The following is an 11,721-nucleotide window of genomic DNA, read 5'->3' as shown; positions in this document are numbered from 1 at the left end:
ATTCGGTGTGGTGGCAGTGAAGCTGGCTGAGGCGTCCCCGTACTAAAGCGCTCTTTCCGGCGTGGTCGGTTCGCTCAGGTATTTCGTGGCCTCGGCTCCCCAAGGAGGGCGGAAGGAATACAGGCACGCGAGGCGAAGCCTGGTGCACGCAGCGTAAGCGGCGAATCGTTCCGGGCTGACGTGTAGTTTTTCTGCGGTGGCCACAATGCGGCGGTGGGCGATGACATACCGGCGCGTTGTCAGGAGCTTTTGGCGGAGCCGCAGTTCCACGTGGACGTTGAGGTTCGCGAGGTCCAGGGCGGCCTCAGCACGGCAGTCCTCGTCGAAGTCCAAGAGCCCCGGCCCGCAGCTCTCGTCGGACCCGAATATCTGTTTGTCATGCAAGTCGCCATGCGCCCATCCGAGTGGATCGGCGGGCGAGCCGCTGAGCCCGCAGATGGCCGCCTCCGCGCGCGCAAGCAAAGCAGATCGTGCCGTGGCCGCTTCCGGAACCCCCTGGCTGTGCCGTAGCCAATGATCGATCCAGCGCTGGAGATTGGCCACCTCTGTCTCCGGCGGGTGGGCCGGCAGGCTGTCGAGGCTGTCGCGGAAGCCAGCGCTTTTGGCAATGGTTGCAGTTGTGGCCCAAGCCTGTGACCATTGCGCCCAGGCGGCATCAAAAGCTGCGTCGGTGACCGTGGCGTGATCCTGTCCGAGTTCGTAGTAGGAGCGTCCGCCAAGGCTGCTGAAGACCATGACATCGGTCCCGGCCTCGAGGATGCGCGGGGTATTGAACGAACTGCAGTCCAGAAGGGAGGCTGCGATGCGGTGCTTGCTCGCGGCATCCACAGCCCGGCCCGGCCGGAATACTTTGACGTATTTGTCACCGGCATGGATGACGGCGCGTTTGTGGGCACGGTGGACTATGACATTGCCCTTCGCGGCTTCCCGCGCGAGGGATGGAATCAGCGGATCATCGCGGGGCACAGGATCGAAATTCCCCCGCCGGAAGTGGGCGGCCCGTACTCCGGGCCCAACTGGGTCCCGTACTTCGAGGACGAACTCGCCGGCCAAGGATCCGGGCCATGCCCTGCGGACATGCCATGTGACGCCTGCGCCATCGCTGACCTTAGCCGGCACGGGAGGGTGCCAATTCATATGATCATCTCCCGAGCCGCCCCGGAACTGCCCGGAGTGTTGAATTCGGAGAATGGCCTTTGGGCTGCCTGTTCGTCGAGAAGACCGGACGCCACGGATCCAAGCCCCGGGCGGAAGGAGTAGAGGCAGGCTAGCCGGACGCGAGTGGCGTCCGCATAGGCGTGAAATCGGGCCGGACTCACGTGCAGGTCTTTCGAGGCGGCCAGTACCTGTGTGTGGGCTACCAGGTAGCGTTCAGGAGTCAGCAGGTGCAGTCGGAGCCGAAGCTTCAAGTGGACGTCAATATTGGCCAGATCCCGGGCCGCCTCAGCTTGGGCGGCTGCGTCGAAGTCCAGCAATCCGAGCGGGGATTCTTCTTCGGTCCAGATGACTTGCTTGTCGTGAAGGTCTCCATGTGCCCAGACCAACGGATCCGGTGTTGACCGCAGGAGGTCTTCGGTCACCTGATTCGCCCTGGCGCGTAGAACGTCACGTTCCGGCCACGACTCGGGGGAGCTTTCGTTGTGGTGTACCCAGCGATTCACCCACAGCCAGAGATTGGACGCTTCCTTCTCCGGCGGATGGATCGGCAAGGCCGCAATGAGGTCATGCCGCGCCCCACCATGCGGCCCGACGATTTGCGAGACCCATGCACGCGACCATTGCGCCCATATGGCGGCGAACGTTTCATCGTTGACGTTGGGGTCCTCGCCAAGTTCGCGAAGCGTCCGTCCGGGGATTGAACCGAAAACCATGACGTCCGTGGAACTGTGGTTGATCCTGGGCGCGATGAAACTATCAGCGAGCAGAAGGGCACCCATTTGTTCACACCGTTCGGCCGACACGACGGCCCGCCCGGGCCGGAACACCTTGATGTACTGCCCCTTGGCCCGGATGACCGCGCGCTTGTGGGGTCGATGGGAGATGACTTCCCCTCGGCTCGCCTCCACCAGCAAGGCCGGCAGTCCAGGATCGTCCCGAGGCACCAGTTCAAAGTGGCCGCGCCGCACGTGGGCGGCTCGGACGCCCTTGCGTCCCGGCGTCAGGACTTCAAGGAGATAGTCTCCAGGGGCTTTATCCGGCCAGGCCCGCACGGTGTGCCACGGAGTCCCGGAATCGTCCACTGCGTCCGTCGGGACGGGAGGCTGCCAATTCATCTGGTCAACTCCAGTGCCCGGTCGATCTGCCACGCCGCGTCAGCGGCCCAGTCGGCAGCACGGTCCCGGAACGGATCGACGCTGCCGGTGAACAGCCTGAATGCCGCCCAGGTATTGAGATTTGCCCGCGAGAACCTGCCTCCGGCCTCGAGGTAGCCTTCGATCAGGTGCGCCGTTTTTGAACCGCCCGCCGTCTCTGAGCCCGGCGTCCGGGCATTGATTTCTTCGACGGCGGCGAACGAACCGATGTCCGCTTCCGGCACGCCGGAGTGGGCCCGGTCAAAATCGATGATCCGGACGTCCTGATCGGCGACGAGGACCTGGTCCGGAGAGAAATCGCCGTGGAGCAGGGTGTGGTGTCGGTGGCTTGTTTGAGCCCGGAGCTGACCGCTGAGCCTGGCAGCGAGTTTCATGGCGGGTTCTTCAAGTATTGGCAGGAGTGTGGTGATCATCGACGTGGTGGCCATGAGCTGGCCGAGGAGGCTCGGCTGCGGATCGGCGGAGTAGCTGCCTGCGTATCCCGGGGCGTTGTGGAGCCTGGCCAGGGCCTCGCCCGCGTGGCGGGACCCGTCGTCGTCGTCGACTGACCCAAGATCCCCGGCGCCCCAGAAGGGGCTGGCGCTGATGCCGTGATCTGCGCACCCCACGTCTCCGAGCCACGGAAGGACAGGCACCCCGTGCCGATGCAGCCACTGCCAAAAATGCTGTTGCCTTGCGTTGTTGAATGACTCGGCGGCGGCTTTGATGACGATGGAGCCAGCGGGGGAGTGGTCCATGAGGACCAGGCGCCGTTCGGGCTTGTAGCGGACTATGCTTGCCGCACCGCTCACCAGCCTGTCTCCTGTTCGGGGGAGGGCCCCAAGCCGTTCCAGGCCGTGGTCCCGGAGCCAGAGCAGGTTTCCGGTGAGTGCCCAGTCGTCTTCGAACCCGCCGACGGCGACAAGTGCGTCCGGTTTTCCACCGTCGGGCTGCAGGAGCCGGATATCCCCGCCGTGGGTGCTGGAATAGATTTCCCGCCGCCGGAGTTTGGAATTGCCGGCCGCGGTTCGGGTCATCGCCCAGCCGTAGTCCGGGTGGCCATTGCGGGTATGGCGAAAGGCGGCCAGCACGGACGTCCCTGGCTTGTATCTGACCCTTGTGATCCGTACCGGCTCTCCCAACAACTCTGACAGCCGGTGATTGTCGAGCAGGTCAGCTAAGCAAGGAAGGGCGCTGTCACGCAGTGCGAGGGATTGGTCGGCGCCTGGCCGATTTAGCGCTGTCATGCTCATGCCGTCACCTCCATTCTGTCTGGTCGCGTGTCTCGTTGCTGCTCAACCCATGTAGCGAATCGGCTCGCCGGGTCCTTCAGCAGATCGGCCGGCTGGCCTTCTTCGATGATGCGACCGTCCTCGAGCCAGATAACCCGGTCGCAGTTGCGCGCAGAGTGTGCGTCGTGGGTGATGGTGATTGACGTCCTACCTCGGGTGAGGGCTTCAAGGGCATTCAGGATCGATTCGCGGGAGGCGGGGTCGAGTCCGGCGGTGGCCTCATCCAGGATGACGATGGGTGCCTGTCTGAGGATGGCCCTGGCAATCGCGAGGCGTTGACGCTGCCCGCCGGAAAGATCCTTCGCAGCATCGCCCAGAATGGTGTCGTAACCATCGGGGAGCTCGCGGATGAAGCCATCGGCTTGGGCGAGGGCGGCTGCCCGTTCGATTTCGTCGTCGGTCGCGTCGAGGCGGCCGAACCGGATGTTGTCCCGCACCGTGGTTCCGAACAGGACCGAGTCCTGCAGCAGGATAGACACGTGGGAGCGTACCGAAGCGATCTGGAGATCCTTGACGTCCGTGCCTCCCACCCTGACCGTGCCGGTGCTCGGGTCGATCATGCGAAGGACAAGGCTGGCAAGGGTGGATTTGCCGGCACCGGATGGTCCGAGGATGGCGAGGTGCTCCCCGCAAGGAATCGTTAGATTGATCCCGTGCAGTACCGTCGTGCCTTCGCCGTGGCCGGCGAAGACGTTTTCGAAGACGATGTCCGGGTTCCGGCTCTTCAGTGCGCGGGCGTTGGGCGCCTCGGGAAGATCGGTTTGCGCATCGAGGAGGTCCGCGACCCTCTCGCCGGAGGCAGTGGCGCGGGCAATTCTGCCCGTCTGCTTGGCCAGGTCCTTCAGCGGTTTCATTCCTGTCTTCAAATACGTGAGGAAGACGATCAAATCTCCCGGCGTTATTGAGTGGTCCAATGCGCGCCAACCCCCTCCGGCCAATACGACTGCCGTTGCCAGGCCGATCAGAACATCGGTCCGACGCTCAAGACTGGCGGCGAGCCTGAGGGCGGCAACCCCCGTTCCCAGCGTTGCCTGGTTGCTGGACCGGAAGCCCGCGCTGATCGTGTCCTCAAGTCCGTAGGCCTGGACTTCCCGGATCGCGCCGAGCGTCTGGGCGGCCGTCGTGGCCAGGGTTCCTTCACCTTTTCGGGAGTTGCCGGCGGCAGCGGTGATGGGTCCGGAGCTTTTCCGCGAAAGGAGACCAAAGACGCCGGTCGCTAGAAAGACGACGAGTGCCAATGGCGGGTCGAGCCATAGCAGGATGATCGTCATGGAGATGAGCGTGGCCACGTTGCCAAGCAGCGGCAACCCGGCGGTGACGGCGACTTCCTGAAGACGCGAGACATCTCCAACAAGGCGTTGGACGGTGTCGCCGGTCGAAGCACGGGTATGGTGGCGCATGGATAGGCTCTGGACGTGACGGAAGGTCTCGGCTCGAAGATCCGCGGCAATCCTTGAGCCGACAAGGGCGAACGATATCGCGGACCAGTAGTTGGCGATGGCACGCACGATGGCGATGACCACGATCGCTCCACCGCACAACAAAAGAGTTTCAAGACTGGCGTCCATGCTGGGGCCCGGCCTACGCAGAGTCGCGCCGAGGGAACGGGAGACGGCGTCGATGACCAGCTTCACGGGCCATGGTTCTATCAGGCGGAAGAGGACGTCTGCGGCCAAGGCGGTGAACCCTCCGACCATCAGGAGTCGATGGCCGTGAAGATGCGGACGCACGCACCGCAACGTCCGTCGCAAGCCGGATTCGGCCTTGCCGCTGCGCGGGGGGCGCGCAGGCTGCATTCCAGGTCTTGGACGCCGATGCCTGGGTGTCGTGGTCATGATCATGCCACCTTTCGCGGGGCTGGCAACGCCGCGGTGATGCGCGAGAGCACGCCGTCCCAGCTGAAGCGCATTTCAGCCTGCTCACGGGCCTGGGTTCCCAGGCGATCTCGCAAGCCAGGATCGGCGGCAAGGACGCCGAGGGCAGCGGCGAATGCTGCGGGATCGCCGGCCGGAACCAGCAGTCCCGTGCGTCCATGGTCAAGAATGGACGGGATCTGTCCCACCGAGGTTGCCACGATGGGCATTCCGGCAGCCATGTATTCATAGACTTTCAACGGCGAAAAGTAGTCGTCGCGTCCGGGCTCCTCAACGGGGTAGGGAGCTGCGGCCACATCGCACTCGTGAAGGAGCCCTGGCACGGATCCGGGTGCGACGGCCCCGGTAAACTCCGCTTCCAAGCCCAGCGAGGTTGCCAACTCTTCAAGTGTGGTCCGGACTGGACCATCGCCTATGACTTTCACGGCCCAGCGGTTCGGTCCGCTCGGGCGGCGGGCCTCGCGCATGTTGGCCAGTGCGACAGCCTGAAACAGCTCGGGAACCCCGTGCCAGGGTTTCAAAGTCCCGACAAACGCAACCGTGAGGTGGCCGTCGTGGTGACGTCCGCCCGTACGGGCGGCTATTCGTTCGACGTTGACGCCGTTCGGAGTCAACACAGTCCTGGCGGTAGGTACCCTGCCGTGGACCCAGCGGACCACGGGCGCTGAAACGCAGGCCACGACGTCCGCCGCCCGGGCGTTGCGTCCAAGGGCACTTTCGGCCCGCTCCACGTCAAAGAGTTGCCGGTACCGCGCTTGTTCTTCAATAAGAGGGGCATTGACTTCGAGTACGGCCGGGACGCCGAGGACGCTGGCCACGACAGACACCACCGGGCTGAATAGCGAATAGCGTTCGTAAACCAGTTCGCAGCCGTCGTGAAGGATCCTGGCGGCGAGCGCGAATGCCGCGTCTTCCAGGGCCAGCTCGCGCGCAGGTCCTTCGGCGCACCCGGCGGCAACTTCGACGACGTCGAGATCGGCCAGATCGTCTGGACGATCGGTGCCCAGCCGGGTGCAGTAGAGCGTTACCGTCGCCCCCTTCTTGCGCCAGGCGCGTACGATTTCCTGGACATGGACAGACGATCCTTTGGTGCCAAACACCGGCACGCCTTCGTCAGCGCAAACGTATGCCACATGCATCAGGCAACCTGCTTCCGCGCCATTGACAGCGCACGAAGCTCGACTGCCTGCTGCCTCGAATCGTAGTTCTGTTCGATGAGCCTGCGTGCGTTTCGCGTGAGGGCCGAACGGTCAATTTCAGGTCCACAGATCTCGCGTACGGCCTCGGCCAGCCGGTGCCCATTGCCTGGGGGAACCAGGATCCCTGTGTGGCGGTCCCTGATGACCTCCGGGATTCCCGTCACATCGGTGCCGATGCACGGCACACCGATGGCCATCGCCTCAAGGAGGACGGTGGGCAGCCCATCCACGTTCCCGTCCTGGCCGATGACGCAGGGTGCGACAAACACGTCGGCGGATCTTAGGAGGGATCTGACCTGATCCTGGGTCTGGGCTCCCAGAAGGCGGACCGACGCGCGGAGATTGCGGTGGTCGATGGTCCGTTGAAGGTCGTCGGCGAGTTGCCCGTCCCCGGCGATCCTCACCTCCAGCCGGAAGCCCCCTTCCAGAAGCTCGGCGGCAGCGGCCAGCAGATATTCAAAGCCTTTCTTTTCCACCAGCCTTCCGACTGCGGCGATCCGGACGATCTCTCCTACCGGACGTGGTGCCTCATAAGGGAAGCGCTCCAGTTCCAAGCCATTGCGTACCAGATGCAGGCGGTCCGTTGCCCCGGGGAAGCGGCGCCGCAGGTAGCTGAGATTGTATTGACTGATCGTTATTGCGTGGTGGGCCTGTTCCAGCTTGATCCGCAAGTGCTCGCCGTCGTTCGATTCACGGAAGATGTCCGCTGCGTGGGCGGTGAACGAGTAGGGGACCCGGGTCAACAATGAAGCAAGCCTCGCCACATTGGCGGCAATCGAACCGAAGTGGGCGTGTAAATGCCCAATATTGCGTTGCTGCAGGGCGATGGCGAGTTGGAGCGCCTGGGCCGCGTCGTCCGGGTCCGTCCCGGTCAACTCGTTGAAGGCCCCGGCCACTGCGTGGCCGATCCCCGCTTTCTCGGCACTTCGAAAAATGTCCCAGAGATCCTCGGACTTATGGGGCCGGTCGATGTAGCTTACGGGTGCTTGGACCCTGGCCAGTTCCGGGTGGAAGCGGGGGCCTGTGGGTGGCCGCAATGAAAAAATGCTGATCCTTTCTCCGGCGGCCTCCCGTGCCAAAATCTCGGAGACGATGAACGTCTCAGAGAAACGCGGATACATCTTGAGAACATAAGCCGTTTCCGGTTCAGATTGCGACATTGCCTACCTCGGCTTTCATCTTCTTCGCCGGGCGGAGGTTGATCCGCTCGAGTGCCGGATCGAACAGGGCCGCGGCAAGCCGGGGAAGGCAGGACAAACCGTCCAAGCGGATACCACTCCGGTCAATGGCGGTCCCCGCCCTCCTGAGCAACCAGTCATGGAGAATGTCCGGAGTGAGGCTACTGATTTCATGAACGTCCACGAACCCGGCGCGGGCTAGCGAGTGCGCCCTGATCCTCTGTTCGGCGCGCGCCAAAGTGCGCGGGACGATCAGAGCCGGAACATCGGTGCTCATGATTTCGCAGACGCTGTTGTACCCGCCCATCGAGATCACGGCTGCGGCGTGCCGCATGTGGTGGATGACGTCGTCGACCGTGGTGAGGACCTTTGTGCCTGGATTAGCCCGGTGACGTATGTCCAGGACCTGCTTGGCCGGCATCTGCGGGCCTGTGACTATGAGATGCCCCAAGCCCGGAGGCAGGGGAGTGGCCGCTGCGATAAGGGCCAATTGGTGACCGTCGGAACCGCCGCCAACGGTGGTTAAACAGTAAGGCCCCCGCATGCACGTCGTCGCAGATCCCGTGGGTCGTCCCTCGGCGAGATATCCAGTGAATTGAATCAGGCGGCGGAGTGAGAAGGGGATTTCACCGGCCGCCACTGGATCGTGTATCGACGGATCACCGTAGATCCAAATCGCGTCGAAAATCCCCTTGATCACGCCGGGACCTCCAAGCCGGGCCCATTCGGCCATTGCCGGGACGGGGGAGTCGAGGATTTCCCGCAATCCCAGGACGATTCTCACCGGCCCGGCAGAACGTGCTTCGCGCAGCGCACTTTCGAGTTCCCCGTGGATTCCAGTGGCGTGTCGATCCACCACGATCAGATCGGGCCTGAAGCCGGCCAAGACCCCGGATAACACCGCGGCACGCAGCGACACCAGTTCGGTCATGGTCAAGGCCAAATTCCGGGGCTTGTAGCCCGCCGGACCCTTATCCACTCCGGGCAGCAGAACCCAGTCCCAGCCCGCCGGAACGGCAAATCCAGGGGCAACGGCCGTACCGGAGATCAGCACACCTGTGACTTCCCGTCCGATGAGGGCAGGCAAGTGGGTCGTCAGGGAATGTGCCAAGGCGAGATTTCGACGGACGTGGCCAAGTCCCAGCGAGTCGTGCGAATACAAGACAATCCGTAGCGGTTCCACGGTGAGCCTCCGTAGTCAGTCATTTCCCAGGGCCGAGTGAAAGTGGGATACCCATTGTCGCGACCGGACATGAGGGGGGGATGTGGCCAACATGAGCGGTTTCTCATGAACGCCAGCAACACGGGTCGCTGCCGATGATCAGGGCCTCCGTGCCGAGCCGGACCCTCAACGGAAGAAGGCCGAATTAACAGGTAGTCACTACTCGTGCGGCGCCTGGCCTGGTTGACTAACATCGCTTCGGTAGGCCAGTGCTGCGGTTGGCTGCATACCAGATCGGGTCCCGCACCTTCCCAAAAGGACGGTATGCCGGTGTTGATCGATGCTGTTGGTGAAAAATGGGGTGGGCCAATGCCTCGAGTTTGGCGCATGCGCGTCATGGGGTGGCGCGGTACGGACTCCGCGGCTCCGTCAAGTTCCCATCTTCGTATCACTGCCGGAAACGTTTGGAACGGCGTTCAGTCCAAGGTGCGGTCGGTCCGCTTCCTGGTGTTGGCCATGATGCTCCTCATGATGCTTGCCAGCCTCGTCCTGACTGGAGTCGTGACGTTCGTGGTGTCCTTCACGGAACTGAATAACCGCGTTGATCAGAGTCTTTCCGACAAAGCACAGAATGTGGAAAAAATTGCCCGCGCCCGATCATCAGCGGTTGGCGCCACGTCGATCTCCCAGCTCCGGTCAGCGGCACACGAAATCGATCCCGGCAGGCACGAAGTGATAGCGGCATTCGTCGACGGGCACCTGGATTGGAAAGTAGAGGGCAACCCGGATGACCCTGTGCTCCCGGAATCCCTGTACGGCCCGGTCCTCAACATGGCGGACCCGGCACGCGCCGTCGTCGGAAGCCTGGGCGCGGACAAGGACCGGATGCGGCTGACGATCCGGCCGGTGAGCCTCGGCGCTGGTGGAAGCCAGTCATTCTTCCTGATCGGCAGGGATACGTCGGACCAGGAGGAGAGAATCCTTTCCTCGATCCGGACCTACACGATGGTTTCCGGCGGGGCGTTGCTCGCGACTGGCCTGATCGGCACCGTTTTCGCCGGGCGCCTTCTCCGTCCCCTGCGCCGGATGCGCGAAGCAACCGAAGTAGTCAGCCACGACGACCTAAGCCAGCGTGTGGACGAGCGGTCCCGGGCTGACGACGTATCCCAATTGGCTCACAAGTTCAATCTGATGCTTGAACGGCTCGACGCGGGCGCCCAAGAACAACACCGGTTCATCGACGACGTCGGGCATGAACTTCGTACGCCCTTGACCATCCTGCGTGGTCACTTGGAACTGATGTCGGATGACGACCCGTCGGACGTCGCCGAGACGCGGGCGCTCCTGCTCGATGAACTCTCCCGGATGCAAAGGTTGGTGGATGATCTCCTGTTGCTGGCCAATGCGCAGCGTCCGGAGTTTGTCAGGAGGGAGGAACTGGACGTGGCCCGCTTCACTGACGAGGTCATGGAAAAGATCCGCGTGCTCGCCAACAGGCAATGGAAAGTGGATGAACAGTGCGATGCCGTGGTGAATGCCGACCCGCAGCGTCTGACACAAGCGCTCGTCCAACTCGCGGCCAACGCCGTCAAGTACACCGATGATGAAGCCACAATAGCGTTGGGTTGCAGGGTTGAACCCGGAGTGGTCGGCGAAGGCGGGGTGTCCAGTCCCGAGACCCTGGCCGTTTGGGTCCGCGATACCGGCATAGGCATCGAGGTCCGGGACCAGGAGCGGATTTTTGAGCGGTTCGGCAGAGTCGAAACCGGTCGGGGCGAAGCGGGGGCCGGTCTCGGGCTTGCGATTGTCACGGCCATCGCCGAGGCACATTCGGGGCGGGTCACGGTGAATTCGGCCCCGGGCCAAGGATCTACATTTACGTTGCATCTTCCCTTGATGAGCGAGGCGGCCGCATCATGAGCCGGATCTTGATAGCCGAGGACGAAGCGCGGATCTCTACGTTCATGGAGAAGGGCCTCCGCGCAGCCGGACACACACCCTCCGTGGTGGCTGACGGGATCACGGCTTTGGACTACGCCACGTCGGGCCAATTTGATTTGTTGATTCTCGACGCCGGACTTCCCCGCCTGGACGGATTTACCGTTCTGGGATTGCTGCGCGAGACCAAAGTCCGTCTTCCAGTGATTATGGTTACAGCCAGGACATCTGTTCGTGACACCGTTGCGGGCCTCGACGGCGGGGCAGACGACTATCTGGCCAAGCCTTTCCGATTCGAGGAGCTGCTTGCGCGGATACGGATCCGCCTCCGCAATCCCCTGCCCGGCACGTTGGACCACATACTGAAATGTGGTCTCCTCGAGCTGGACCTGCACTCCCGGAATGCAAAATTGAACGGCAAGGAAATAGAGCTGTCCTCCCGCGAGTTTGCGTTGGCGGAAACGTTCATGCGCCATCCCGGACAGGTACTGTCCCGGGAACAATTGCTCAGCCGCGTCTGGGGGTATGACTATGACGGAACGTCCAACGTGGTGGACGTCTACGTGTTGTATCTACGAAAGAAGCTAGGCGCGGACCGCCTGGCCACGGTCCGGGGCACGGGGTACCGGCTGGTGGAAATCTGACTTCTGCGTGGATTCGCTCCGCTCCGGCCCGGAAGCGCCTGGACCCGGATGGGTGTGAGCTAAAACGCGTTGCGAGGATCCGGGGCGCGTCGGACGGCCGTCATCCCTGTGGTAATTTTGAAGGGCAAATGTTCCTTTTTAAT

General features: G+C 63.0%; 9 protein-coding genes. 2 read left to right on the top strand and 7 right to left on the bottom strand.

Features of this window, described 5'->3' with window-relative positions; translation table 11 throughout:
- Positions 1-42 precede the first annotated feature (42 nt).
- The 7 genes from OW521_RS22390 to OW521_RS22360 all read right to left on the bottom strand — a co-directional run bounded on the left by OW521_RS22390 (position 43) and on the right by OW521_RS22360 (position 9,017).
- Complete coding sequence (locus OW521_RS22390; RefSeq protein ID WP_268021663.1) at positions 43-1,137, bottom strand: phosphotransferase; 1,095 nt, start codon at positions 1,135-1,137, stop codon at positions 43-45.
- Complete coding sequence (locus OW521_RS22385; RefSeq protein WP_268021662.1) at positions 1,134-2,273, bottom strand: phosphotransferase; 1,140 nt, start codon at positions 2,271-2,273, stop codon at positions 1,134-1,136. The genes OW521_RS22390 and OW521_RS22385 overlap by 4 nt, the downstream gene beginning before the upstream one ends.
- Entirely contained in the window at positions 2,270-3,382 is a 1,113-nt protein-coding gene (locus OW521_RS22380) for a phosphotransferase family protein (RefSeq protein ID WP_268021661.1), read from the bottom strand. The genes OW521_RS22385 and OW521_RS22380 overlap by 4 nt, the downstream gene beginning before the upstream one ends.
- Positions 3,383-3,540: 158 nt before the next feature.
- Positions 3,541-5,313, bottom strand: coding sequence for an ABC transporter ATP-binding protein (locus OW521_RS22375; protein WP_326493988.1), 1,773 nt, complete (start codon positions 5,311-5,313; stop codon positions 3,541-3,543).
- A 107-nt stretch (positions 5,314-5,420) separates the two neighbouring features.
- A complete protein-coding gene (locus OW521_RS22370) occupies positions 5,421-6,596 on the bottom strand; it encodes a glycosyltransferase family 4 protein (RefSeq protein ID WP_268021659.1) in 1,176 nt (391 codons plus the stop codon).
- Positions 6,596-7,816: a glycosyltransferase gene (locus tag OW521_RS22365; protein WP_268021658.1), complete on the bottom strand. Its 1,221-nt coding sequence runs from the start codon at positions 7,814-7,816 to the stop codon at positions 6,596-6,598. Before OW521_RS22365 ends, OW521_RS22370 begins: the two co-directional genes overlap by 1 nt.
- Positions 7,803-9,017, bottom strand: a complete 1,215-nt coding sequence (locus OW521_RS22360; protein WP_268021657.1) for a glycosyltransferase family protein — start codon at positions 9,015-9,017, stop codon at positions 7,803-7,805. The genes OW521_RS22365 and OW521_RS22360 overlap by 14 nt, the downstream gene beginning before the upstream one ends.
- A 303-nt stretch (positions 9,018-9,320) precedes the next feature.
- On the opposite strand from OW521_RS22360, the gene OW521_RS22355 reads away from it, so the two are divergent.
- Positions 9,321-10,916, top strand: a complete 1,596-nt coding sequence (locus OW521_RS22355; RefSeq protein ID WP_268021656.1) for a sensor histidine kinase — start codon at positions 9,321-9,323, stop codon at positions 10,914-10,916.
- Complete coding sequence (locus OW521_RS22350; RefSeq protein ID WP_268021655.1) at positions 10,913-11,578, top strand: response regulator transcription factor; 666 nt, start codon at positions 10,913-10,915, stop codon at positions 11,576-11,578. Before OW521_RS22355 ends, OW521_RS22350 begins: the two co-directional genes overlap by 4 nt.
- Positions 11,579-11,721 lie beyond the last annotated feature (143 nt).

The sequence above is a fragment of the Arthrobacter sp. MMS18-M83 genome, from assembly GCF_026683955.1.
Taxonomy (GTDB): Bacteria; Actinomycetota; Actinomycetes; order Actinomycetales; family Micrococcaceae; genus Arthrobacter.
The sequence above is the reverse complement of the archived record's forward strand: the minus strand, read 5'-3'. Positions and strand labels throughout refer to the sequence as shown.

Excerpts from the sequence above, each read along its gene's own strand:
- OW521_RS22390 (WP_268021663.1), bottom strand. The coding sequence starts at position 1,137 with ATGAATTGGCACCCTCCCGTGCCGGCTAAGGTCAGCGATGGCGCAGGC.
- OW521_RS22385 (WP_268021662.1), bottom strand. The coding sequence starts at position 2,273 with ATGAATTGGCAGCCTCCCGTCCCGACGGACGCAGTGGACGATTCCGGG.
- OW521_RS22370 (WP_268021659.1), bottom strand. The coding sequence starts at position 6,596 with ATGCATGTGGCATACGTTTGCGCTGACGAAGGCGTGCCGGTGTTTGGC.
- OW521_RS22365 (WP_268021658.1), bottom strand. The coding sequence starts at position 7,816 with ATGTCGCAATCTGAACCGGAAACGGCTTATGTTCTCAAGATGTATCCG.
- OW521_RS22355 (WP_268021656.1), top strand. The coding sequence starts at position 9,321 with ATGCCGGTGTTGATCGATGCTGTTGGTGAAAAATGGGGTGGGCCAATG.
- OW521_RS22350 (WP_268021655.1), top strand. The coding sequence starts at position 10,913 with ATGAGCCGGATCTTGATAGCCGAGGACGAAGCGCGGATCTCTACGTTC.